Raw genomic sequence first — 24,181 nt, 5'->3', positions numbered from 1 at the left:
TATTTGTGTGGAACGCGGATTACGCGGCGGGCTGGTCGAGCTCCAGGCCCACGCCGAGGCGACGGCCCATGCACGGCCATCGTTTCCACGCCGCACCGGTATCCGGGCTGCTGAGTTTGTCGCGGTAGGCCTCTACCGATTCCAGCGCAAAACTCTCGTCGTCGAGCATCTCGTCGATAGTGTGATGAACCACTTCGTCCAGTTGATTGGCAAATTCCTCACCGAGCAATTGGTGAGCAATCAGATTGGCGACCGTCATGTCCAAGGGGATCAGTGGCTGGCCGAGGTGCTTGATGTACAGGTCGTTGACCTCTTCAACAAAGCGGTGCGCCAGATAGGCTTCGTCGAGCAGGCTGTCCAGGCCGACCGGCGGCTGGAGAAAGTATTGCTCGGCGATTTTCAGCACCGGTTTGATCTGCGACTCGATTCCCGCTTCCCTGGCAACTTCATTGGCTGCGTCCAGCATGTCTGGTACTTCATCGATGTAGGCGGTGACGAAACTGGTCAACGCTTCTTCGCGGTTGGCGTCTGGCAACTGGATCGCCGAATGCAGATGAGGCAGTTTGGCTTCCAGCTGACGCTTGAGCCGTCCGGTTTCGTTTTCGGTTTGTCGGGCTTTTTGGATCTGCTCGCGCAATGCGGCGGTGTTCATGAAAACTCCAGGAAACAAGGCAATGAAATAGGGAAGACATAACTTAGCTGGCTTACGAAAAATGCTAAGACGCATTTGTCATAATTATTTCATCCTTGATACACCTGCGTTATATCAGTTTGCCGCCACTCGTCTGCATCCTTCTCCATTCGCACCCTTGAGCGCAAGCCCCGGCTGTTTCAGATGATTTACGCGTCGACATTGCAATTCCCGATGGCTGTCTATACTCGCCATTGAATGGAGTTAGCTGATGACGCCCGACTGCCCACGCAGCAAGGCCCGGCGATTCAAGTTCGTAGTCTGATGCAGCCGCTCCCTTGCCGAAGGCGTTGCGCCTACGGGATAACAAGAACGATAAGGGGAACCCGCAATGATGCGACATCCACACGTCTGGATGGGCCTCCTGTTGTGGTCGATTTTCAGCCCGGCCCATGCGGCCTGGACTGTGAATATGGCGCCTGGAGCGACTGAAATCAGTCACGCAGTATTCGACCTGCACATGACCATTTTCTGGATCTGTGTGGTGATCGGGATCATCGTCTTCGGCGCCATGTTCTGGTCGATGATCGTGCATCGCCGCTCGACCGGGCAGGTCGCCGCAAAATTCCACGAAAGCACCACCGTCGAGATTCTCTGGACCGTCGTGCCGCTGCTGATCCTGGTGGCGATGGCTGTCCCGGCGACCGCTACCCTGATCCGCATGTACGACACCAGTGAGCCGGATATCGATATCCAGATCACCGGTTATCAGTGGAAGTGGCACTACAAATACCTGGGTCAGGATGTCGAGTTCTTCAGCAACCTGGCCACCCCCGCCGAACAGATCCACAACAAGGAAGCCAAGGGCGAGCACTACCTGCTCGAAGTCGACAAGCCGCTGGTGCTGCCGGTCGGCGCCAAGGTGCGCTTCCTCGTGACCTCCGCCGACGTTATCCACTCGTGGTGGGTGCCGGCCTTCGCGGTCAAGCGCGATGCGATCCCGGGATTCGTCAACGAAGCCTGGACCCGCATCGACAAGCCCGGCCTTTACCGTGGCCAGTGCGCCGAGTTGTGCGGCAAGGATCACGGCTTCATGCCGATCGTGGTCGACGTCAAAGAGAAGGCCGACTACGACAAATGGCTTGCCGACCGCAAAGCCGAAGCCGCGCAGCTCAAGGAGCTGACCAGCAAGGAATGGACCCTCGACGAGCTTAAAGAGCGCGGCGACAAGATCTATCACACCACCTGCGTGGCCTGTCACCAGGCTGAAGGCCAGGGCCTGCCGCCGATGTTCCCGGCGCTCAAAGGCTCGCCGATTGCCACCGGGCCGAAAGCCGATCACCTGCATCGCGTGTATTTCGGCAAGCCCGGCACCGCCATGGCGGCGTTCGGCAAGCAGTTGTCGGAAGTCGATATCGCAGCGGTCGTGACCTACGAACGTAACGCCTGGGGCAACAACAAGGGCGACATGGTCACGCCAAAAGAAGTGCTGGAGCTCAAACAGGCGGAAAGCAAATGAGCCGGTCCATCGCGTACTTCGTGAACCGGCCGGGGCACCGCGCCCCGGCCAGCCCCGTCCACTCACGTAAAGGAGACCGGCCATGAGCGCTGTAATCGATGACCACGGTCATGCCGACCACGCCCACGGCCCCGCCAAAGGCCTGATGCGCTGGGTGCTGACCACCAACCACAAGGACATCGGCACGCTGTACCTGTGGTTTGCGTTCTGCATGTTCCTGCTCGGCGGCACGTTCGCCATGGTGATCCGCGCCGAGCTGTTTCAGCCCGGGCTGCAGATCGTCGAGCCGGCGTTTTTCAACCAGATGACCACCATGCACGGCCTGGTGATGGTCTTCGGTGCGGTGATGCCGGCGTTCGTCGGCCTCGCCAACTGGATGATCCCGCTGATGATTGGCGCGCCGGACATGGCCCTGCCACGGATGAACAACTTCAGCTTCTGGTTGCTGCCGGCGGCGTTCCTGCTGCTGGTCTCGACCCTGTTCACCGCCGGTGGCGGGCCGAACTTCGGCTGGACGTTCTACGCCCCGCTGTCCACCACCTACGCGCCGGAAAGCGTTACCTACTTCATCTTCGCCATCCACTTGATGGGGATCAGTTCGATCATGGGCGCGATCAACGTGATCGCCACCATCCTCAACCTGCGCGCTCCCGGCATGACCCTGATGAAAATGCCGCTGTTCGTCTGGACCTGGCTGATCACCGCGTTCCTGCTGATCGCGGTGATGCCGGTGCTGGCCGGGTGCGTGACGATGATGCTGATGGACATCCACTTCGGCACCAGTTTCTTCAGCGCCGCCGGTGGCGGTGACCCGGTGCTGTTCCAGCACGTGTTCTGGTTCTTCGGCCACCCCGAGGTGTACATCATGATCCTGCCGGCCTTCGGCGCCGTCAGCCAGATCATCCCGACCTTCTCGCGCAAGCCGCTGTTCGGCTACACCTCGATGGTCTACGCCACGGCGAGCATCGCGTTCCTGTCGTTCATCGTCTGGGCGCACCACATGTTCGTGGTCGGCATCCCGCTGGTGGGCGAGCTGTTCTTCATGTACGCGACCATGCTCATCGCCGTGCCGACCGGGGTGAAAGTGTTCAACTGGGCCAGCACCATGTGGCAAGGCTCGCTGACCTTCGAGACGCCGATGCTGTTTGCCGTGGCGTTCGTGATCCTGTTCTCGATCGGCGGCTTTTCCGGGCTGATGCTGGCCATCGCCCCGGCGGACTTCCAGTACCAGGACACCTACTTCGTGGTCGCGCACTTCCACTACGTACTGGTGCCGGGGGCGATCTTCGGGATCTTCGCCTCGGCCTATTACTGGCTGCCGAAGTGGACCGGGCACATGTACGACGAAACCCTCGGCAAGCTGCACTTCTGGCTGTCGTTCGTCGGCATGAACCTGACCTTCTTCCCGATGCACTTTGTAGGGCTGGCGGGGATGCCGCGACGGATCCCGGACTACAACCTGCAGTTCGCCGATTTCAACATGGTCTCGTCGATCGGCGCGTTCATGTTCGGCGCCACGCAAATCTTCTTCCTGTTCATCGTGATCAAGACCATTCGCGGCGGCCCGCCAGCCCCGGCCAAACCGTGGGATGGCGCCGAAGGTCTGGAGTGGAGCGTGCCGTCACCGGCGCCGTATCACACCTTCACCACGCCGCCGGAAGTGAAATGAAACGCTCCACTGTTAACGCGACCCCTGTGGCGAGGGAGCTTGCTCCCGCTGGGGTGCGCAGCGCCCAAAAAATCTTTGGGGCTGCTGCGCAACCCAGCGGGAGCAAGCTCCCTCGCCACAAAGGCTCACTCGCACCTTCGAGGGAGGCATGACTCATGGCTGACTCGATCTCGCTGAAAAAACTGGTCACCCGCCTGCTCGGCGTGGTGGTGGCAATGTTTGTCTTCGGCTTCGCCCTGGTGCCGATCTACGACGTGATGTGCAAGGCCTTCGGCATCAACGGCAAAACTGCCGGGCAATACGAAGGCGAGCAGGTGGTGGACAGCTCGCGGCAAGTGCGCGTGCAGTTTCTCTCGACCAACAACATCGACATGCCGTGGGAGTTTTACCCCAAGCACGACGAGCTGACTGCCAACCCCGGCGCGGTCAACGAGATGATTTTCATCGCCCGCAACCCCACCGACAAACCGATGAGTGCGCAAGCTGTGCCGAGCATCGCGCCGAGCAACGCGGCGGCGTATTTCCACAAGACCGAATGCTTTTGCTTTACCCAGCAGGTGCTGCAGCCCGGTCAGCAGATCGAGATGCCGGTGCGTTTCATCGTTGACCGCGACATGCCCAAGGACGTGAAGCACCTGACGCTGTCCTACACGCTGTTCGATATCACCGCCCGACATCCTCCGGTGGCTGCAAACACTGGCGGTTAAGCGTGCCCGATAAGGAGAACAATAAATGGCAACTCATGAGCACTATTACGTCCCGGCCCAGAGCAAATGGCCGATCATCGCCACCTTCGGCATGGTCATCACCGTGTACGGCCTGGCGACCTGGTTCAACGATCTGAAGGCCGCGCGCCCGGAATCCCACGGCCCATACATCTTTTTCGTCGGCGGGCTGTTGCTGGCGTACATGCTGTTCGGCTGGTTCGGGGCGGTGATCAAGGAAAGTCGCGCCGGCCTGTACAGTCCGCAGCTTGATCGCTCGTTCCGCTGGGGCATGAGCTGGTTCATCTTCTCCGAGGTGATGTTCTTCGTCGCCTTCTTCGGTGCGCTGTTTTACGTGCGCCACGTCTCGGGGCCCGCTCTGGGTGGTGAAGGCCCGAAAGGCATCGCCCACATGCTCTGGCCGAACTTCCAGTTCACCTGGCCACTGCTGCACACCCCGGACCCGAAACTGTTCCCGCCACCCAAGGAAGTCATCAGCCCGTGGGGTCTGCCGCTGATCAACACGATCCTGCTGGTCAGCTCCAGCGTGACCATCACCATCGCTCACCATGCCTTGAAGAAGGGCCATCGCGGCGCACTGAAAATCTGGCTGGCGATCACCGTTCTATTGGGCTGCGGCTTCCTCGCCTTGCAGGCCGAGGAATACATGCACGCCTACCACGAATTGGGCCTGACTCTGGGGTCGGGCATCTACGGTGCGACGTTCTTCATGCTCACCGGTTTCCACGGCGCCCACGTGACCATCGGCACGATCATTCTGTTCGTGATGCTGATGCGCATCATGAAGGGCCATTTCGATGCCGAGCATCAGTTCGGCTTCGAGGCCGCGAGCTGGTACTGGCACTTCGTTGATGTGGTGTGGATCGGCCTGTTCGTCTTCGTTTATGTGCTCTGAGCACTGATCACCAAGGCGCGTGCGACACCAGTTGGCCGCTGTAGAAGCCCCAGGCAATCAAGCCGACGGTGGCAGCGGCCAGTGCCACCCGAACACTCAAGGCGATCACCAGGCGATTGGAACTGCTGTCGTCCTTGACCAGGAAAAACAGGCCGCTGAACAGGCTGATCACCGTGGCAATCAGCAGCACGACAATGGCTGCCTTGAGCATGGGAAGAACTCCGGGGGACAGGCGATGCAGTTGAGTATAGCGAGCGCGACGACTGCCTTTGTGGCGCGGCCATGAAGCGCTTTTGGCCGGGCGTGATACCGACCGTGGTGGTGGCGCTGTTGCTGCCGCTGCTGGTGTCGCTGGGTTTCTGGCAATTGGGCCGGGGCGCGGAGAAAACCGCCCTGCTCGCCAGTTACGCCGAACGCCGCGCCGCCGAGCCGATGGCCAGCAGCGAGTTGCTGCACAGCGCCGACCCGGCCTTTCGCCGCGTGCATCTGTACGGCCAGTTCGATGCCGCGCACAGCCTGCTGCTCGACAACCGCCAGCGCAACGGCAAGGTCGGCATCGAGTTGCTGCAACCGTTTCAGGATCGGGCCACCGGCCAGTGGCTGCTGGTCAATCGCGGCTGGCTGCCATGGCCGGATCGCCGGGTAACGCCAAAATTTTCCACCCCCGCCGACGCGGTCAACCTGGACGCCTGGGTCTATGTCGCCCCCGGCGCAACCTTCCAGTTGCACGCCGACCCGGCCAGCAGCACCTGGCCGCAAACCATTACCGCGGTCGAGCCGGCCAAGCTGTGGAAAACCCTCGAACGCGACGGCTTCGCCTACGAACTGCGCGCCGAACCCGGCCCTGCCAGCTACGAGGCCGACTGGCCGGTCGTGGCCATGGGACCGGAAAAACACCTCGGTTACGCCGTGCAGTGGTTCGCCATGGCCACCGCCCTGCTCGGCCTCTACATCTATTTGGGCTTGCACAACGCAAAGGAGAAAACCCATGGGAACGGCCATGAATCCACCCAGCATGTCTGAGGCAAAAATCCCGGCCACCCGCCGTCGCGGGCGGATCCAGCTGTTGCTGATTGTGCTCGGCGTGGTCGGCCCGATGATCCTCGCCACCGGCATGTACAAATTGCAGTTCTGGGTGCCGGAAGGTCGCAGCTACCACGGCGAACTGATCGGCAACGGCCAGACCCGCGCCGACCTCGGCGTGCAAGCCGATGAACAGCGCTGGCAGATGCTGGTGACCGCGCCGAAGGATTGCGCGGTGGACTGTCAGCAACTGGTGTACCTCGCCCGCCAGATCCAGATCGGCCTCGGTCGCGACGCCGGTCGCGCCAGCCACGCCCTCGCCGCCGCGCAACCGTTGAGCGCCGACTACGAGGCCAAGCTGACCCGCGAATATCCGCAGCTGCAACGCTACCCGCTGGACAGCGCAGCGTTGAGCAAGGCCACCGGCGACAAGGCCACACCGCAACTGTGGATCATCGACCCCCACGGCAACCTGGTGCTGCGCTACGACCCGAGCGTGAAGGGCAAGGATCTGCTCAACGATCTGCGTCACCTGCTGAAACTGTCGAACATCGGATAAGGGCATTGTCATGGCCAAACCTGGATTTCGCCTCGCGCTGTTTGCCACCCTGCTGGCACTGATCGTCGTGTTGCTCGGCGCCTACACCCGCCTGACCCACGCAGGCTTGGGCTGTCCGGACTGGCCGGGGTGCTACGGGTTTATCAGCGTGCCGAAAAGCGAAGCCCAACTGGCCCATGCCGAACTGCATTACCCCGACTCGCCGGTGGTGGCGCACAAGGGCTGGAACGAGATGATCCACCGTTATTTCGCCGGCACCCTCGGCCTGATGATTTCGCTTCTGGCCGGGCGCGCCTGGGTTAACCGGCATCATCCGGGTCAACCACTGAAGTTGCCGCTGTTTCTGCTGGCAGTGGTGTTCGCCCAGGCGGCGTTCGGCATGTGGACGGTGACGCTCAAGCTCTGGCCGCAGGTGGTCACCGGGCATTTGCTCGGCGGTTTTGCGACCTTGAGTCTGCTGTTTCTTCTGACCCTGCGCCTGTCAGGCGTGCTGCCGGCACTGACCGTCCCCAAGCGTTTGCAGTATTGGGCGACCGCGGGGCTGTTGCTGGTGATCGGCCAGATCGCGCTGGGCGGCTGGGTCAGTTCCAACTATGCGGCGGTGGCCTGCATCGACTTTCCGACCTGCCACGGCCAATGGCTGCCGCCCGCCGACTTTGCCAACGGCTTTCACCTGACCCAGCACATCGGCCCCAATTATCTTGGTGGCCAGCTCGACAGCGACGCGCGCACGGCGATTCACCTGACCCACCGCATCGGCGCGCTGCTGGTGACGCTGGTGCTGCTCGGTCTGGCCTGGCAACTCAGGGCTGTTGGCATGACACGTTTGGCCGGGCTAGTCGTCATCGCCCTCGCCGCACAAATCACCCTCGGTATCAGCAACGTGCTGTTTCATCTGCCGTTGCCGGTGGCCGTGGCGCACAACGCCGGAGGCGCCGCGCTGCTGCTGACCATGGTGCTGGTCAATTACCACGCGCGCACCAGTCTGGTTCGGGTCAAACAGCCGATGTTGGCGCGCTGGCGTCTGAGCCCGCGTAAACATTCGGCCGCGCCCATCACGATAAAAGGAGAAACGCCATGGCGCTTCTGATCGGCGAACGCCCTGCGCAGGCGCTGTGGCGTGACTATCTGGAGCTGACCAAGCCGAAAGTGGTGGTGCTGATGCTCATCACCTCGCTGGTCGGCATGTTCCTCGCGACCCGCGCCGGGGTGCCTTGGACGGTGCTGGTGTTCGGCAACCTGGGGATCGCGTTGTGTGCCGGCGGTGCGGCGGCGGTCAATCATGTGGTGGACCGGCGCATCGATGCGGTGATGGCGCGCACCCACAAACGGCCGTTGGCCGAGGGTCGGGTTTCACCGGCAGCGGCGCTGACCTTTGCGCTGGTGCTGGCGCTGCTGGGTCAGGCTTTGCTGCTGACCTTCACCAATCCGCTGACGGCATGGCTGACACTGGCTTCGCTGCTGGGTTACGCGGTGATCTACACCGGTTTTCTCAAACGCGCGACGCCGCAGAACATCGTCATCGGTGGCCTCGCCGGCGCGGCGCCACCGCTGCTCGGCTGGACCGCCGCCACCGGCCATGTCAGCGCCGAACCGTTGCTGCTGGTGTTGATCATCTTCGCCTGGACCCCGCCGCACTTCTGGGCGCTGGCGATTCATCGCAAGGAGGAATACGCCAAGGCCGACATCCCGATGCTGCCGGTGACCCACGGCGAGCACTACACCAAGGTGCACATTCTGCTGTACACCTGCGCCCTGCTCGCGGTGAGCCTGCTGCCATACGTGATTCACATGAGCGGCGTGCTCTACCTGATCTGCGCCCTCGCGCTGGGCGCAAGGTTTCTGCAATGGGCCGTGGTGCTGTACCGTGGCACTCGGCCGCACGCGGCGATCAACACCTTCAAGTACTCTATTTATTACTTGTTCCTGTTGTTCATCGCCCTGCTCGTAGACCACTACTTACTGTTGAACCTATGACTCGAACCCAGAAAACCGTTTTCATCCTCGTCGCCGTGATCGCGCTGATCCTGGGACTGACCGTCAACAAAGTGCTGAGTGGCAAGGGCCAGGGCGACCCCACCACGCTGATTGACGCCGGCATCATCCTGCTGCCGCAGAGCCGCACCCTGCCGGGCGTGACCATGACCAATCAGGACGGGCAACCGGTCGCCATCGACGAGTTGAAAGGCAAATGGAGCCTGCTGTTCTTCGGCTACACCTTCTGCCCGGACATCTGCCCGACCACCCTCGCCCAGCTGCGCCAGATCAAGAGCGAGTTGCCCAAGGATGCTGTGGATAAACTGCAGATCGTGCTGGTCAGCGTCGATCCGAACCGCGACAACCCGCAGCAGCTGAAACAGTACCTGGGTTACTTCGATCCGCAGTTCGTGGGCCTGACGCCGAAGTCGATCGAAGAACTGCAGAAAGTCGCGAATGCGGTGAGTATTCCGTTCATTCCGGCCGATACCAGCAAACCGAATTACACCGTCGACCATAGCGGCAATCTGGCGGTGATCGGGCCGGATGGGACGCAGCGCGGGTTTATTCGTGCGCCGTTGAACAACGCCAAACTGGTGGCGCAGCTGCCAGTAATGCTCAACCGTAAATAGCCAAGATCAAAAGCCACCCCTCACCCTAACCCTCTCCCGGAGGGAGAGGGGACTGACCGAGGGATGCTGACGAAATACGCCGACCTGTAAGTCCTTTGCCGAATCCATAATCGACCCAATCTTTCAGGTCGATTTACAACGCAAGACACCTCGGTCGGCTCCCTCTCCCTCCGGGAGAGGGCTGGGGTGAGGGGCGAATACACAGCAGATCCAAAACCGAACACTCGGCCACAAAAAAAGGGGACGCCATTGGCGTCCCCCTTTTCATTGCAGCTATCTGTATCAGAACGCCGGCAACACCGCGCCTTTGTACTTCTCGGTGATGAATTTCTTCACTTCGGGGCTGTGCAGCGCAGCTGCCAGTTTCTGCATCGCGTCGCTGTCCTTGTTGTCCGCACGGGACACCAGGATGTTCACGTACGGCGAGTCATTGCCTTCGATCACCAGCGCGTCCTTGGACGGATCGAGCTTGGCTTCCAGCGCGTAGTTGGTGTTAATCAGCGCCAGATCGACCTGGGTCAGCACGCGCGGGATGGTCGCGGCTTCCAGTTCACGGATTTTCAGGTCTTTCGGGTTCTGCGCGATGTCTTTCGGGGTCGACAGAATGTTGGTCGGATCCTTCAAGGTGATCAGGCCAGCCTTGGCCAGCAGCAACAGCGCACGGCCGCCGTTGGTGGCGTCGTTGGGGATCACCACGTTGGCGCCGCTTGGCAGATCTTCAAGCTTCTTGTACTTGTTCGAGTACGCGCCCAGTGGCTCCAGATGCACGCCAGTCACCGCGACCAGGCTGGTGCCCTTGGCCTTGTTGAACTCATCGAGGTACGGCTGGTGCTGGAAGAAGTTGGCGTCCAGGCGCTTTTCAGCCACCTGCACGTTCGGCTGAATGTAGTCGGTGAAGACCTTGACCTTCAGATCCACGCCTTCTTTGGCCAGGGCCGGCTTCACGAATTCGAGGATTTCTGCGTGCGGCACCGGGGTGGCGGCAACGGTCAGGGTTTCAGCGTGGGCCGAAAAAGCGGCTACGGCCGCGAAAGCAGCGATCAGTTTTTTCATTCAGCTAACTCCTTATGAGGCGCCCGTGTGGCGCCTGCCAGCGAATGGCCGGCTCATCTCTTGATTACAAAAACCGCTTATTTGCGCGAGAAATGCACGACCAGACGGTCGCCCACCATTTGCAGCACTTGCACCAGAATCAGCAGCAATACCACGGTGACGATCATCACGTCAGTCTGGAAACGCTGGTAGCCGAAGCGGATCGCCAGGTCACCCAGACCACCGGCGCCGACCACACCGGCCATCGCCGTGTAGGACACAAGCGTAATCGCCGTCACCGTAATCGCCGCGAAGATGCCCGGACGGGCTTCCGGCAGCAAGGCATTCATGATGATCTGCCGGGTGGTCGCGCCCATCGACTGGGTGGCTTCGATGATGCCGCGATCGACTTCACGCAGCGCAGTTTCCACCAGACGCGCGAAGAACGGCGTCGCACCCACCACCAGCGGCGGAATCGCACCGGCCACGCCCAGCGAGGTGCCGGTGATCAGCACGGTGAACGGGATCATCACGATCAACAGAATGATGAACGGCAGCGAGCGCAGGATGTTCACCGCCAGCGACATGATTGCGTACAGGCCGCGGTTTTCCAGCAACTGGCGCGGGCTGCAGAGAAACAGCAGCACGCCCAGCGGCAGGCCGAGCAGCACGGTGAACAGCAGCGAACCGCCAAGCATCAGCATGGTGTCACCGGTGGCCAGCCAGATTTCCAGCCAATCGATGTTTTCGAAGAAAGCCTTGAGCATTTCCATTAACGCAGCACCTCCATGTGAACGTCAGCGGCGGTGAAGCGGGCGAACGCCGCTTCCATGTCGCCACCGGTGACGGCGAGGGTCAACTGCCCGTAAGGAATGTCTTTGATGCGGTCGATGCGACCGGCAAGGATGCTGTAGTCGACCCCGGTTTCCCGGGCCACGGTACCGAGCAACGGCGCGTAGGTCGCTTCCCCCTGGAAGGTCAGACGCACAATGCGACCCGGCACGTGAGCGAAGTCGTCGCGCTGTTCGCTTTCGTCGATCTGCTCGCTTTCCTGGACGAAACGCTTGGTGGTCGGGTGCTGCGGATGCAGGAACACATCGGCCACCGAGCCTTGCTCGACGATCACCCCGGCGTCCATCACTGCTACTTGGTCGCAGACGCGACGGATCACGTCCATCTCGTGGGTAATCAGGACGATGGTCAGCTTCAGTTCACGGTTGATCTCGGCCAGCAGTTGCAGGACCGAGGCAGTGGTCTGCGGGTCGAGGGCGCTGGTGGCCTCGTCGCACAGCAGGATCTTCGGCTTGGTCGCCAGGGCGCGGGCGATGCCGACGCGCTGTTTCTGGCCGCCGGACAATTGTGCCGGGTACTTTTTTGCGTGATCGGACAGACCGACCCGCGCCAGCAGCTCGGCCACGCGCTGATTGATCTCGCTGCTCGACAGTTCGCCGGCCAGGGTCAGCGGCAGCGCGACGTTGTCGGCCACGGTCTTGGAGGCGAGCAGGTTGAAGTGCTGGAAGATCATCCCGACCTGCTGGCGGAAACGACGCAGGCCGTTGGCGTCCAGCGCAGTGACTTCTTCGCCGTCGACGATGATCTTGCCGCCGCTGGAATCTTCCAGGCGATTGATCAGACGCAGCAGGGTACTTTTTCCCGCACCGGAATGGCCGATCAGGCCGAAGACCTGGCCGTTTTCAATCGAAAGACTGGTCGGGTGCAGGGCGGGGATGTCCTTACCGGCGACGCGGTAAGTTTTGTGGACGTTTTGAAACTCGATCACGTAGCGAACCTTGTGGGGCGCGTTAGAAAAGGATCAGCGGTTAGCCGGGCGCGCATTTTAGCCTGTCCGTATAGAGGTTCTTAGCATTTATTTCGCAATTAACCTTCGATTTGGCAATAACAAGATCAAAGGTCATAAAAAAGGAACGCCCGTTCCTGCTCATTGGTCACTAGATAAGCGACTTGAAACCCTGGGTAACCGTGCCCGGAAACGCTCAAGAGTCCCCGTAAAAAGGGGTCAACCGAGGAGTTTACGTCTGATGAGCAGCAAGAAACCTACGACCGACAAAAGCCAGCTGGCCGGAACCGATACCAAGGATCGCGCCAACACCAACGCCAAACTCGACAGCCTGGAGAAATTCCGATCCGACGCTACCGGCCAGGCCCTGCGTACCAATCAAGGGGTAAAGGTCGCCGATAACCAGAACACCCTCAAGGTCGGCGCGCGTGGGCCGTCGTTGCTGGAAGACTTCATCATGCGTGAGAAAATCACGCACTTTGACCATGAGCGCATTCCGGAGCGCATCGTGCATGCGCGCGGCACCGGCGCGCATGGTTTCTTCCAGGCCTACGAGAACCATTCGGCGCTGACCAAGGCCGGTTTCCTGCAAGACCCGGGGAAAAAGACGCCAGTGTTCGTGCGTTTTTCCACGGTGCAGGGGCCGCGCGGTTCCGGCGATACCGTGCGTGACGTGCGCGGTTTCGCGGTGAAATTCTTCACCGACGAAGGCAACTTCGACCTGGTCGGCAACAACATGCCGGTGTTCTTCATTCAGGACGCGATCAAGTTTCCCGACTTCGTCCACGCGGTGAAACCCGAGCCACACAATGAGATCCCGACCGGCGGCTCGGCCCACGACACGTTCTGGGACTTCGTCTCGCTGGTGCCGGAATCGGCGCACATGGTGATCTGGGCGATGTCCGACCGTGCGATCCCGAAAAGCCTGCGCAGCATGCAGGGCTTTGGTGTGCACACCTTCCGCCTGGTCAATGCCGAGGGCAAATCGCGCTTCGTCAAATTCCACTGGCGCCCCACCGCCGGCACTTGCTCGCTGGTGTGGGACGAGGCGCAGAAACTCGCCGGTAAAGACACCGACTACCATCGTCGCGACCTCTGGGAAGCCATCGAGATGGGCGACTACCCGGAATGGGAACTGGGTGTGCAGATCATCGAGGAAGAAAACGAGCACGACTTCGATTTCGACATTCTCGACCCGACCAAGCTAATCCCCGAAGAGATCGTGCCGATCACCCCGCTGGGCAAGATGACCCTCAATCGCAACCCGGACAACTTCTTCGCCGAGACCGAGCAGGTCGCGTTCTGCCCGGGCCACATCGTGCCCGGCATCGACTTCTCCAATGACCCGCTGCTGCAAGGCCGGCTGTTTTCCTACACCGATACGCAAATCAGCCGACTCGGTGGGCCGAACTTTCATGAGCTGCCGATCAACCGCCCGGTGGCGCCGTTCCACAACGGTCAGCGCGATGCGCAGCACCGCACGGTGATCGACAAGGGTCGCGCGTCTTATGAGCCAAACTCGATCGATGGCGGCTGGCCGAAGGAAACCCCGCCGGCGGCTAAAGACGGCGGCTTCGAGAGCTACCCGGAACGCATCGATGCGAACAAGATCCGCCAGCGCAGCGAGTCGTTCAGTGATCACTTCTCGCAAGCACGGCTGTTCTTCAACAGCATGAGCCCGCACGAGAAGGAGCACATCATCGCCGCCTACAGCTTCGAGTTGGGCAAGGTGGAACGCGAGTTCATCCGCGCCCGTGAGGTGAACGAGATTCTCGCCAACATCGACCTGGAACTGGCCAAACGCGTAGCAGCCAATCTGGGCCTGCCGGCGCCGAGCAAAGGCACGGTCGAGGTGCGTAAAACCTCGTTCGATCATTCACCGGCGCTGAGTCAGGCCAACCTGCTGCCAGAGAACATCAAAACCCGAAAAGTGGCGATTCTTGCCGCCAACGGCGTCGATGGTGCGGCGATTGATGCGATGAAGAAGGCCTTGGCGGCGCAAGGTGCGCACGCCAAGCTGCTGGGTCCGACTTCGGCACCGGTGAAAACCGCCGACGGTAAAGCCCTGCCGGTGGACGCATCGATGGAAGGCATGCCTTCAGTGATCTTCGATGCGGTGTTCGTGCCCGGTGGCGCGGCGTCGATCAAGGCGTTGAGCGGCGACGGTGTGGCGCTGCATTACCTGCTGGAAGCCTACAAGCACCTGAAGGCGATTGCCCTGCACGGCGAGGCCAAGCAGTTGCAGGATCTGCTCAAGCTCGAGGCGGATGACGGGTTGCTGCAGGGCAAGGATGTGCCGGGGTTGACCAAGCCGTTCTTCGCGGCGATCGGGCAGCATCGGGTCTGGGCGCGGGAGCCTAAGGCCAAGGCCATTCCGGCCTAAAGCAAAAGATCGCAGCCTTCGGCAGCTCCTACAGGGATTACTTGTACCTGTAGGAGCTGCCGGAGGCTGTGATCTTTTAGGGTTTGGCCGGAATCAGAACCATCTGCGCCGGCACGGTGCGCAGGATCTGTTTTTCAATCTTCAGCTCGAAATCCGGATTCAGTTTCTTCACCCGCTTGCTCAGCAACGTCGCCAGCCAAGGATAGTCCTGGGTGCGCGGCGCCTGAATGCTCACAGCGCACTCATAATTCACCACATCGGCGGCGATCGCATCCAGTTGGCGGCGAAGTTTGCGGCTATCGTTGATGTTCAGTGCAACCGTGGTGCTTTCCGCCGTCGGGTCGATGACCTTGGCTTTCGGCTTGGCTTCAGCTGCCAGCAGCGCGGCTTCGGCTTTCTCCAGCTCGGCTTTGCGTGCTTCGGTGATGGCGCCGTTGACGCCTCCGGTCAGTGCCGGGGCTTTGGGCATCAGGGCGCGGGCGCGGCTCAGCGCGGTGGCAGCAGCGTTCACATCACCTTTCTGCAATACGATCTGGCTGCGGCGCAGGTAGGCTTCGGCCAACTGGCGCTGGTATTGCTCGAGGGATTGATCGTTGGGCGTTTCTGTCTGCAAGGCCGCCAACTGGTCTTCGGCGGTGGCCAGTTCGCTGCTGGCCAGGCTTTGCTCCAGCTGTGCGATGGCCGTGGCCCGCGCGTCGGGGGCTTCGGCCACCGGCGGCGTGCTTTGGCAGGCGCCCAGCAGCACGGAAAATGCGACAAGGAGCAGATAACGGGAGGCGAACGGCTTCATTCCTGCGACTCTCTAATTGCGCAAAAAGCGAGCAAGTCTACACCCCTCGACGGGGCAGAACAAAACTCAGCAGAAACAGTGCGGCCGCCGTCACCACGATCGACGGCCCCGCCGGGGTGTCCTTTAACCATGACAGCGCCAGCCCGCCACACACGGCGAGCATGCCCAGCAGGCTCGCGCCCACGGCCATCTGCTCCGGCGAGCGGGCGTGACGTTGTGCCGCAGCCGCCGGGATGATCAGCAGCGAAGTAATCAGCAATACACCGACGATTTTCATCGCCACCGCGATCACCACCGCAATCAACAGCATCAGCGCCATGCGCAGGCCCGCTACTGGCAGGCCTTCGACCCTGGCCAATTCCTCATGCACGGTGATCGCCAGCAGCGGCCGCCACAGCGTCACCAGCAGCACCAGCACCGCCGCGCTGCCGCCGAGGATCCACGCCAGGTCGGTCGGGCTGATCGCCAGCAGGTCGCCGAACAGGTAGGCCATCAGGTCGATCCGCACTTCATGCATGAAGCTTAGTACCACCAGCCCGAGAGAGAGCGTGCTCGGTGCAAGAATCCCCAACAGCGTGTCGGAGGCCAGCGGCTGGCGCTGTTGCAAGGTCACCAGCAGCACTGCAAGCAGCAGACAGCCGACAGTCACCGCAACAGTCGGGCTGACATCCAGCAGAAAGCCCAGCGCCACGCCGAGTAGTGCGGCGTGGGACAAGGTGTCGCCAAAGTAGGCCATGCGCCGCCAGACCACGAACGAACCCAAAGGCCCGGCCACCAGCGCCAATGCCAGACCTGCAAGCAGGGCATACAACAGAAAATCAGCCATGCTTGCAGTGGTCTCCGTGAACGTGGTTGTGGCCCGCACCGGGCGCCTTGACCACCGAACCGTGCAGGTCGTGGGCGTGGTCGTGATGGTGGTGATAGATCGCCAGACTCGGCGCGTTCTTGCCGAACAGCTCGACGAACGCCGGATCACCGCTGACCTGCTCAGGGTGCCCGGAGCAGCAGACGTGGCGATTCAGACAAACCACCTGATCGGTGGTGCTCATCACCAGATGCAAATCGTGGGACACCATCAGCACACCGCAACCGTGACGGTCGCGCAGGCGGGTGATCAGGCTGTACAGCTCGGCTTGCCCGGCGACATCGACGCCTTGCACCGGCTCATCCAGCACCAGCAGCTCAGGCTCGCGCAACAGCGCTCGAGCCAGCAGCACGCGCTGCATTTCGCCACCGGAAACACTTTGCACCGGGCTGTCGATGACGTGTTCGGCGCCGACTTCTTTCAGCGCCGCCAACGCACGCGGACGATCAACGCCAGGCACCAGACGCAGGAAACGCAGCACCGACAGCGGCAAGGTCGGATCGACATGCAGCTTTTGCGGCATGTAGCCGACGCGCAGTTTCGGCTTGCGCCAGACGCTGCCGCTGTCCGGCTTCAACAGCCCGAGCACGGCGCGCACCAGGGTGGTCTTGCCGGCGCCGTTGGGGCCGATCAGGGTGACGATCTGCCCCGGCTCGACGCTCAGCTCGATGTTGTCCAGCACGGTCTGCCCGGCAAAGGTGACGGCGACGTGCTGAAGACGGATCAACGGGTTGCTCATCAAGCCCCCTGGCAACCGGAGCACAGGCCGACCACTTCGACGGTCTGCGCTTCGACGATGAAACCGACATCCCTGGCGCTGTGGATGATTGCGTCGCTGATGGCTTTCTGTTCCAGCTCGATGGCGGCGTGGCACTCGCGGCAGATCAGGAACTGGCCCTGATGCGCATGCTCCGGGTGCACGCAGCCGACGAAGGCGTTGAGCGAGGAAATGCGGTGCACCAGGCCGTTTTCCAGCAGGAAATCCAGCGCGCGGTACACGGTCGGCGGCGCGGCACGGCGGCCGTCCTGCTCGCTCAGTACCGCGAGAATGTCGTAGGCGCCCAGCGGCTTGTGGCTCTGCCACACCAGTTCCAGCACCCGCCGGCGCAGCGCAGTCAGGCGCAGGCCTTTCTGGGCGCACAAGGTATCGGCCTCGGTCAGTGCGCTGTGCACGCAATGAGAGTGGTCGTGGGGACGGCTGGCAATCGGTGTAATAGGCATGGGCGGCGACGAGTTTTGATAGAGACGTTATTATGTTACCCGTTCTCGCCTCCTTGAGTGGTCATCGTGTCCCGACTTTTTTCTGTTTTTGTGGCTTTTGTCGCCAGTTTTCTGCTGATCGGTTCGGCTCAGGCCGAGGTCAAGGTTCTCACCAGCATCAAACCGCTGCAGTTGATTGCCGCGGCCGTGCAGGACGGTGTAGCCATCCCGGAAGTGCTGCTGCCGCCGGGCGCGTCGCCGCACAACTACGCGCTGCGCCCATCCGACGTGCGCAAGGTGCAATCGGTGGACCTGCTGTACTGGATCGGCCCGGACATGGAAGGTTTCCTGCCGCGCGTGCTGAACGGTCGTACGTTGCCGAGCGTCGCCGTGCAGGACCTGCCGGGCATGAAGTTGCGCCGCTTTGCCGAAGACAGCCACTCCCACGCCGAAGACGCCGACGAGCATGATCACGATCACCGCCCGGGCACCCTTGATGCCCATTTGTGGCTATCGCCGGTCAATGCGCGGGTTATTGCCGACAAAATGGCGACTGATTTGAGCGCTGCCGACCCAGCCAACGCCGAACGCTATCAGAGCAACGCCAAGGCCTTCGACGAGCGTCTAGATGCGCTGGACGCGCGCTTGAAGAAGCGTCTGGCCGGCATTGAAGGCAAACCGTACTTCGTGTTCCACGAAGCCTTCGATTACTTCGAGGACGCTTACGGCCTGAAACACACAGGCGTGTTCAGCGTAGCGGCGGAAGTGCAGCCGGGCGCGCAGCATGTGGCGGCAATGCGCAAGCGTCTGCAGGAAGTGGGCAAGACCTGTGTGTTCAGCGAACCGCCGCTGCGTCCACGCCTGGCGGAAACCCTGGTGGCTGGCCTGCCGGTGAAGCTGGCGGAGCTGGATGCGCTGGGCGGTTATACGCCGGCGACGGCTCAGGGGTATGAGCAGGTGCTGGAAAAGCTGGGCAACGATCTGGCCGGGTGCCTGGAATCGTTGTAACAACGCAAAACCTGTGGCGAGGGAGCTTGCTCCCGCTTGAGTGCGCAGCACTCACAAAATATGGCTGACTGCCAGAATTTTGGGGCCGCTTCGCAGCCCAGCGCGAGCAAGCTCGCTCGCCACAATTTAAAGCGCGAACGGCAGAGGGGTGCTGACCTGCTGCCGCTGCGCCAAGCGCTGCTCGAACTCCTGCGGATCGTGAATCAGCACGTCCTGCCCGGCAAACTGCTCGGCGGCGATCAACCGCGACAGCCAGAAGCGCACACAGGCCACGCGCAGCATGGTCGGCCATAGCCCCGCTTCGGCGGCAGTGAACGGACGCAGCGCCGCGTAGGCACCGAGGAATGCGCGGGCACGCGGGCCGTCAATCAAGCCTTCCTCGTCCGAACACCAGTCATTCAAGGCAATCGCCACGTCGTAGAGCATCGGCCCCGAGCAGGCGTTGTAGAAGTCGATCAACCCGGTCAGGTGCGTGCCTTCGAACATCGCATTGTCGCGGAACAGATCCGCATGAATATTGGCCCGTGGCAGCGCGAGAATTTTGTCTTTCTGCAGGGTGATTTCTTCCAGCGCCTTGTGCAGCAGCGCACGCGGCTCGTCCGCCAGATGCGAGAGAAACTCGGTGCCCTCCTCCAGCATCCAGTCCAGACCACGGTCGGTCTTGCGCTTGATCATGCGCTCGCCCTGGGTCGCCAAATGCAGATGCGCCTGCAACTCACCGACCTGCGCGCAATGCTGGGCGTTGGCGACCTTGATGTGCTTGCCGGACAGGCGCGGTTGCAGCAGCGCCGGTTTCCCCTTCAGTTCACGCAGAGCCACGCCGTCGGTGGTGCGCAGCGCGTAAGGCACCGGCAGATCCGCCTCGTGCAGCACGTCGAGCAGGTCGATGAAGAACGGCATTTCCTGCACAGGGCCGCGCTCGACCAGGGTCAGGACGAATTCGCCCTGCTCCAGGCTGATAAAGAAATTGGTGTTTTCGCTGCCGGCGGCGATCCCCTGGAAATCAAGCAGACGGCCGAGCCCGTAAGGGGCGAGAAAGGTTTCCAGCTCGGGCCGAGCCAGGGGGGTGAACACAGACATGGTTAAAAACTGCTCAGTTCGGGCGCCGCTGTCGAGCGGCGCCGATTAAAAGTCGGGAATCTTACTTCCAGGTAAAGATTTCCCACGACGGAATCAGCATATCCGGCTGGTCGGAACGGATGTAGTTCACGTCCGAACCATCGGCGCGCACCAGAAAATACGGTTTGCCACCCTTCGGCGTGACCTTGATCGCATAGACGAAGCCGCTGCGGCTGTATTCCTGAATGACCTTGTCGCCTTCGGTGTGCGTGTTGATGGTAACTTCCGGCTCCTTTGACGGCGCATCATCCGCCGCCATCGCGGCCAATGGTGAGGCAGCAATCAAACCGACCAGCAGCAAGCGATTTAACGTACGCATGATAACCTTGTCCCTTTGTCGTCAACGGTCCCGCTATTCTAGCGCCGGGCCCGCCGAAAAGGTTGATTCTGCTCATGAGCCAAGCCCCCCTCGTCCTGGTGGACGGTTCGTCTTACCTGTACCGCGCTTTCCATGCCCTGCCACCGCTGACCACCTCCAAAGGCCTGCCGACCGGCGCGGTCAAAGGTGTGCTGAACATGCTCAAGAGTCTGCGCAAGCAGTACCCGGACAGCCCGTTCGCCGTGGTCTTCGATGCCAAGGGCGGGACGTTTCGCGATGAGATGTACGCCGAATACAAGGCCAACCGTCCGAGCATGCCCGACGACATGCGCGTGCAGATCGAACCGCTGCACCAGAGCGTGATCGCCCTCGGCTTCCCGCTGCTGTGTGTGGACGGCGTCGAGGCGGACGACGTGATCGGCACCCTCGCCCGCAGCAGCGCGGCGGCCGATCGCCCGGTGATCATCTCCACTGGCGACAAGGACATGGCGCAACTGGTCGACGGCCACATTACCTTGGTCAACACCATGTCCGGTAGCTCGATGGACGTGGAGGGCGTGAAGGAGAAATTCGGCGTCGCACCCGAGCAGATCATCGATTATCTGGCGCTGATGGGCGATTCTTCCGACAACATTCCGGGCGTTCCCGGCATCGGTCCAAAGACCGCATCCGGCCTGCTGGTGGGCGTCAACGGCGGCCTCACCGAGCTTTACGCGAATCTCGACATCGTTCCGACGCTGCCGATTCGCGGGGCCAAGACTCTGCCGGCCAAGCTCGAAGAGCACAAGGAGATGGCGTTCCTCTCCTATCAACTGGCGACCATCAAAGTCGACGTGCCGTTGGACATTGGCCTCGACGACCTGCAAATGGGCGCGGAAGACCCGGCCAAGCTTTACGAGCTGTACACCCTGCTGGAATTCAAGAGCTGGCTGAATGATCTCGACCGTGACGCCAAGCGCCAGGAGCTGAGCGCGGCCGCCGAGCCTGCGCCAGCGGGCGATCTGTTCAGCGCGCCAGTGGATGAGACGCCCGCCGCCCCCGCTGAAGCTGCCTACGAAACCATCCTCGATCAGGCGCGTTTCGACGTCTGGCTGGAGAAACTGAACAACGCCAAGCTGTTCGCCTTCGACACCGAAACCACCGGCATCGACGCGCAACAGGCGCAACTGGTCGGCCTGTCGTTCGCGGTGCAGGCCAACGAAGCGGCGTACATTCCGTTGACCCACTCCTACATCGGCGTGCCCGAGCAACTGGATCGCGACACCGTGCTGCGCGCACTCAAGCCGATTCTGGAAGATCCGAACAAACTCAAGGTCGGCCAGCACGCCAAGTTCGACATGAACATTCTGGCCAACTGCGCCATCGGTGGCGATCAGAGCCAGGGCATCAACGTGCGCGGGATTGCCTTCGACACCATGCTTGAGTCCTACGTGCTCAACTCCACCGCCACCCGCCACGACATGGACAGCCTCGCGCAGAAGTACCTGGATCACACCACCGTGAGCTTCCAGGACATCGCCGGCAAAGGCGCCAAGCAGCTGACCTTCGACCAGATCGCCCTGGAGCAGGCCGGCCCGTACGCCGCCGAAGACGCCGACATTACCCTGCGCCTGCACCAGACCCTGTTCGACAAACTCAGCGCGATCCCGAGCCTGGCCAGCGTGCTGACCGACATCGAGATTCCGCTGGTTCCGGTGCTGGCGCGCATCGAACGCCAAGGCGCGTTTGTCGACGCTGAGCTGCTCGGCATCCAGAGCATCGAGTTGGGCAACAAGATGGTCGCGCTGGAGCGCGAAGCGTTTGAAATCGCCGGCGAAGAATTCAACCTCGGCTCGCCGAAGCAGCTGGGCGTGATCCTCTACGAAAAGCTCGGCCTGCCGGTGCTGAAGAAAACCGCCAAGGGCCAACCATCGACCGCCGAGGAAGTCCTGGCGAAACTGGCTGAGGATGATCACCGTTTGCCGAAAGTGCTGATGGAACACCGTTCCATGAGCAAGCTGAAAAGCACCTACACCGATCGCCTGCCGGAGCAGATCAACCCGCGCACCGGGCGTATCCACACCTCGTATCACCAGGCTGTGGCGTCCACCGGGCGTTTGTCTTCCAGCGATCCGAACCTGCAGAACATCCCGGTGCGTACCGCTGAAGGCCGGCGTATCCGTCAGGCGTTCGTCGCGCCAAAGGGCTACAAACTGCTGGCGGCGGACTATTCGCAGATCGAACTGCGGATCATGGCGCACCTGTCCAAAGACGAAGGCCTGATGAACGCCTTCCGCAACAATCTGGATGTGCATACCGCCACCGCCGCCGAAGTGTTCAAGGTCGAGCTCAATGAAGTGACCTCCGACCAGCGCCGTGGCGCCAAGGCGATCAACTTCGGCCTGATCTACGGCATGGGCGCGCAGAAGCTCGGCAAGGACATCGGCGTCGATACCAAGACTGCCAAGGCTTACATCGACACCTACTTCGCCCGCTACCCGGGTGTGCGCGAATACATGGAGCGCACCCGCAAACAGGCTGCGGATCAAGGTTATGTGGAAACCTTCTTCGGTCGTCGCCTGTATTTGCCGGAGATCAACTCGAACAAGCCACAGGAACGCGCCGCCGCCGAGCGCACGGCGATCAACGCGCCGATGCAAGGCACCGCCGCCGACATCATCAAGAAAGCCATGGTGGCGGTGGATAACTGGCTGGCATCGTCCGGGCTGGACGCCAAAGTCATCCTGCAGGTGCACGACGAACTGGTACTGGAGGTTCGCGAGGATCTGGTCGATCAGGTGAGCCAGGAAATCCGCCTGCACATGAGCGAAGCGGCGAAACTGGACGTGCCGTTGCTGGTGGAAGTCGGCGTCGGCAACAACTGGGATGAGGCGCACTGAGGCTTCTGGAACGGGCGTTTGCCGTGTCACACTGTCGCGGCAAACGGCTGTATCGGGCTTATTTCGAAACGCGCTTTGGCTTATTCCAAAGCTTTTTGAAAAAAATCTGAACTAATCTGACAACTCACTACTCAGAGATACTGAATGGCTGGTGAAGCCCTTCGATGCTCCTATGTTGTGTTAAGTGTTGGCAGATATCTGAACCCCGCCCTAGCGGTTCGGAACTTGAACCCCGGAACTTCTCCCTCCCCATATGAAGTCCGGGGCTTTTTTTACCCAAAAATCGGCTGTAGCGCGGTAATGCTGCGTTAAAAGCGTTACTAAAAATGCTCATTTAGGTCCCCTAAAGTCGAGCGCGACCCCGGCCGTTTTATTAACGCTTTTGCCTTGCCTGACCGCACTACAACCAATTTTCCATAATCCGATTATTCAACTGTTGCTTCCGCACCCTTGTCCGCCAGTTCCATCCAGCCTGCCAACACAGTGTAGGCCTCTTCCAGGCCCATGCGTTTTGGTGCCGAGAACAGCTGGATCGTCACCAGATCACCCCAGCCCTTGCGGATTTCCGCCTGCACCTTGAGCAGCGTGTTCTTGGCGGCGCCGTAGGTCAGTTTGTCGGCCTTGGTCAGCAGGATATGCATCGGCATGCCGGCCGCAACCGCCCAGTCGAGCATCAACAGGTCGAAGTCGGTCATTGGATGACGGATGTCCATCATCAGAATCAAACCCTTTAAACTCTCGCGGCCACCGAGGTAAGCCTCGAGGTGACGCTGCCAGTGTTGCTTGAGCGGGATCGGTACTTTTGCATAACCGTAGCCCGGCAGGTCGACCAGACGCCGTTCATCGTCTAGCTTGAAGAAGTTCAACAGCTGTGTGCGACCCGGGGTTTTCGAGGTGCGCGCCAGGCTGGCGTGAGTCAGGGTGTTCAGTGCGCTGGATTTGCCGGCGTTGGAACGACCGGCAAACGCCACTTCGAAGCCTTCGTCGTCAGGGCATTGATCGACTTTGGCGGCACTGAGCATGAACGTGGACTGTTGGCACAGGCCGAGGATGGGATTCTTGAGTTGCATGGGATTTCCGATGTGGGCGGCGCCGGGATTGGGCGCGGAACGCGGTGTCGCTTCCGTTTCAGTGACGCCAGTATATAATGCCGCAGAT

At 61.3% G+C, this 24,181-nt stretch carries 24 protein-coding genes; 12 read left to right on the top strand and 12 right to left on the bottom strand.

Going from position 1 to position 24,181, the window contains the following annotated elements:
• Positions 1 to 19: 19 nt before the first annotated feature.
• Positions 20 to 652, bottom strand: a complete 633-nt coding sequence (locus tag ABV589_RS15275; protein WP_007962790.1) for a hypothetical protein — start codon at positions 650 to 652, stop codon at positions 20 to 22.
• A 370-nt stretch (positions 653 to 1,022) separates the two neighbouring features.
• Here ABV589_RS15275 and coxB point away from each other — a divergent pair, with 370 nt between their 5' ends.
• The 4 genes from coxB to ABV589_RS15255 all read left to right on the top strand — a co-directional run bounded on the left by coxB (position 1,023) and on the right by ABV589_RS15255 (position 5,439).
• Complete coding sequence (gene coxB / locus ABV589_RS15270; RefSeq protein WP_007962788.1) at positions 1,023 to 2,150, top strand: cytochrome c oxidase subunit II; 1,128 nt, start codon at positions 1,023 to 1,025, stop codon at positions 2,148 to 2,150.
• An 82-nt stretch (positions 2,151 to 2,232) separates the two neighbouring features.
• Positions 2,233 to 3,819 carry a cytochrome c oxidase subunit I gene (gene ctaD, locus ABV589_RS15265; RefSeq protein ID WP_007962785.1) on the top strand — a complete coding sequence of 529 codons (1,587 nt, stop codon included), beginning with the start codon at positions 2,233 to 2,235 and terminating at the stop codon, positions 3,817 to 3,819.
• 155 nt (positions 3,820 to 3,974) lie between these two features.
• Complete coding sequence (locus tag ABV589_RS15260; protein WP_096797313.1) at positions 3,975 to 4,526, top strand: cytochrome c oxidase assembly protein; 552 nt, start codon at positions 3,975 to 3,977, stop codon at positions 4,524 to 4,526.
• A gap of 25 nt (positions 4,527 to 4,551) precedes the next feature.
• On the top strand, positions 4,552 to 5,439 hold the full coding sequence (locus tag ABV589_RS15255; RefSeq protein WP_027610223.1) for a cytochrome c oxidase subunit 3: 888 nt from the start codon (positions 4,552 to 4,554) through the stop codon (positions 5,437 to 5,439).
• Positions 5,440 to 5,446: 7 nt separating this feature from the next.
• Here the strand turns inward: ABV589_RS15255 and ABV589_RS15250 are convergent, their stop codons facing one another.
• Entirely contained in the window at positions 5,447 to 5,650 is a 204-nt protein-coding gene (locus tag ABV589_RS15250; protein WP_041073718.1) for a twin transmembrane helix small protein, read from the bottom strand.
• A 71-nt stretch (positions 5,651 to 5,721) separates the two neighbouring features.
• Between ABV589_RS15250 and ABV589_RS15245 the strand changes: the two genes are divergently transcribed.
• From ABV589_RS15245 to ABV589_RS15225, 5 genes are read left to right on the top strand one after another with little or no spacing between them, the layout of a single operon-like run.
• Entirely contained in the window at positions 5,722 to 6,462 is a 741-nt protein-coding gene (locus tag ABV589_RS15245) for an SURF1 family protein (RefSeq protein ID WP_367082283.1), read from the top strand.
• The gene (locus tag ABV589_RS15240; RefSeq protein WP_367082282.1) at positions 6,428 to 7,021 is read left to right on the top strand and encodes a hypothetical protein; all 594 of its coding nucleotides are present in this window, start codon (positions 6,428 to 6,430) and stop codon (positions 7,019 to 7,021) included. Before ABV589_RS15245 ends, ABV589_RS15240 begins: the two co-directional genes overlap by 35 nt.
• Positions 7,022 to 7,031: 10 nt before the next feature.
• The gene (locus ABV589_RS15235; RefSeq protein ID WP_367082280.1) at positions 7,032 to 8,111 is read left to right on the top strand and encodes a COX15/CtaA family protein; all 1,080 of its coding nucleotides are present in this window, start codon (positions 7,032 to 7,034) and stop codon (positions 8,109 to 8,111) included.
• Positions 8,099 to 8,998, top strand: coding sequence for a heme o synthase (gene cyoE / locus ABV589_RS15230; protein ID WP_367082278.1), 900 nt, complete (start codon positions 8,099 to 8,101; stop codon positions 8,996 to 8,998). The genes ABV589_RS15235 and cyoE overlap by 13 nt, the downstream gene beginning before the upstream one ends.
• Positions 8,995 to 9,630 (top strand): SCO family protein, encoded by a 636-nt coding sequence (locus ABV589_RS15225; protein WP_367082277.1) that lies wholly within the window; start codon positions 8,995 to 8,997, stop codon positions 9,628 to 9,630. Before cyoE ends, ABV589_RS15225 begins: the two co-directional genes overlap by 4 nt.
• Before the next feature lie 282 nt (positions 9,631 to 9,912).
• On the opposite strand, the gene ABV589_RS15220 is transcribed toward ABV589_RS15225, so the two are convergent.
• The 3 genes from ABV589_RS15220 to ABV589_RS15210 all read right to left on the bottom strand — a co-directional run bounded on the left by ABV589_RS15220 (position 9,913) and on the right by ABV589_RS15210 (position 12,442).
• Entirely contained in the window at positions 9,913 to 10,683 is a 771-nt protein-coding gene (locus ABV589_RS15220) for a MetQ/NlpA family ABC transporter substrate-binding protein (protein WP_367082276.1), read from the bottom strand.
• Positions 10,684 to 10,760: 77 nt separating this feature from the next.
• Entirely contained in the window at positions 10,761 to 11,435 is a 675-nt protein-coding gene (locus ABV589_RS15215) for a methionine ABC transporter permease (RefSeq protein ID WP_007962770.1), read from the bottom strand.
• Positions 11,435 to 12,442, bottom strand: a complete 1,008-nt coding sequence (locus tag ABV589_RS15210; RefSeq protein ID WP_027610230.1) for a methionine ABC transporter ATP-binding protein — start codon at positions 12,440 to 12,442, stop codon at positions 11,435 to 11,437. The genes ABV589_RS15215 and ABV589_RS15210 overlap by 1 nt, the downstream gene beginning before the upstream one ends.
• A 259-nt stretch (positions 12,443 to 12,701) precedes the next feature.
• On the opposite strand from ABV589_RS15210, the gene katE reads away from it, so the two are divergent.
• On the top strand, positions 12,702 to 14,843 hold the full coding sequence (katE, locus tag ABV589_RS15205) for a catalase HPII (protein WP_367082274.1): 2,142 nt from the start codon (positions 12,702 to 12,704) through the stop codon (positions 14,841 to 14,843).
• A gap of 76 nt (positions 14,844 to 14,919) precedes the next feature.
• Here the strand turns inward: katE and ABV589_RS15200 are convergent, their stop codons facing one another.
• Genes ABV589_RS15200 through ABV589_RS15185 form a run of 4 tightly spaced genes read right to left on the bottom strand, consistent with a single transcriptional unit; the run spans position 14,920 to position 17,719 of the window.
• Positions 14,920 to 15,633: a PA5502 family lipoprotein gene (locus ABV589_RS15200; RefSeq protein ID WP_007962765.1), complete on the bottom strand. Its 714-nt coding sequence runs from the start codon at positions 15,631 to 15,633 to the stop codon at positions 14,920 to 14,922.
• Between the two features lie 37 nt (positions 15,634 to 15,670).
• The gene (gene znuB, locus ABV589_RS15195) at positions 15,671 to 16,459 is read right to left on the bottom strand and encodes a zinc ABC transporter permease subunit ZnuB (RefSeq protein WP_367082273.1); all 789 of its coding nucleotides are present in this window, start codon (positions 16,457 to 16,459) and stop codon (positions 15,671 to 15,673) included.
• Positions 16,452 to 17,237, bottom strand: coding sequence for a zinc ABC transporter ATP-binding protein ZnuC (gene znuC / locus ABV589_RS15190; protein ID WP_367082271.1), 786 nt, complete (start codon positions 17,235 to 17,237; stop codon positions 16,452 to 16,454). The genes znuB and znuC overlap by 8 nt, the downstream gene beginning before the upstream one ends.
• Positions 17,237 to 17,719 (bottom strand): Fur family transcriptional regulator, encoded by a 483-nt coding sequence (locus tag ABV589_RS15185; RefSeq protein ID WP_097090199.1) that lies wholly within the window; start codon positions 17,717 to 17,719, stop codon positions 17,237 to 17,239. The genes znuC and ABV589_RS15185 overlap by 1 nt, the downstream gene beginning before the upstream one ends.
• Before the next feature lie 66 nt (positions 17,720 to 17,785).
• Between ABV589_RS15185 and ABV589_RS15180 the strand changes: the two genes are divergently transcribed.
• Positions 17,786 to 18,706, top strand: a complete 921-nt coding sequence (locus tag ABV589_RS15180; RefSeq protein ID WP_367082270.1) for a zinc ABC transporter substrate-binding protein — start codon at positions 17,786 to 17,788, stop codon at positions 18,704 to 18,706.
• Positions 18,707 to 18,832: 126 nt separating this feature from the next.
• Here ABV589_RS15180 and ABV589_RS15175 read toward each other — a convergent pair whose 3' ends face one another.
• Both ABV589_RS15175 and ABV589_RS15170 read right to left on the bottom strand, forming a co-directional pair.
• A complete protein-coding gene (locus ABV589_RS15175; protein ID WP_367082269.1) occupies positions 18,833 to 19,786 on the bottom strand; it encodes a homoserine kinase in 954 nt (317 codons plus the stop codon).
• Between the two features lie 61 nt (positions 19,787 to 19,847).
• The gene (locus tag ABV589_RS15170) at positions 19,848 to 20,144 is read right to left on the bottom strand and encodes a DUF2782 domain-containing protein (RefSeq protein WP_007962757.1); all 297 of its coding nucleotides are present in this window, start codon (positions 20,142 to 20,144) and stop codon (positions 19,848 to 19,850) included.
• A gap of 74 nt (positions 20,145 to 20,218) precedes the next feature.
• Between ABV589_RS15170 and polA the strand changes: the two genes are divergently transcribed.
• Positions 20,219 to 23,023 carry a DNA polymerase I gene (gene polA, locus ABV589_RS15165; RefSeq protein WP_367082268.1) on the top strand — a complete coding sequence of 935 codons (2,805 nt, stop codon included), beginning with the start codon at positions 20,219 to 20,221 and terminating at the stop codon, positions 23,021 to 23,023.
• 425 nt (positions 23,024 to 23,448) lie between these two features.
• Here polA and yihA read toward each other — a convergent pair whose 3' ends face one another.
• On the bottom strand, positions 23,449 to 24,093 hold the full coding sequence (gene yihA / locus ABV589_RS15160) for a ribosome biogenesis GTP-binding protein YihA/YsxC (protein ID WP_367082267.1): 645 nt from the start codon (positions 24,091 to 24,093) through the stop codon (positions 23,449 to 23,451).
• Positions 24,094 to 24,181: the final 88 nt, after the last annotated feature.

Origin of the sequence: Pseudomonas sp. HOU2 (genome assembly GCF_040729435.1) — a bacterium.
Classification (GTDB): Bacteria; Pseudomonadota; Gammaproteobacteria; order Pseudomonadales; family Pseudomonadaceae; genus Aquipseudomonas.
Note: the sequence above shows the minus strand (reverse complement) of the source record. Positions and strands in the feature narration are given on the sequence as shown.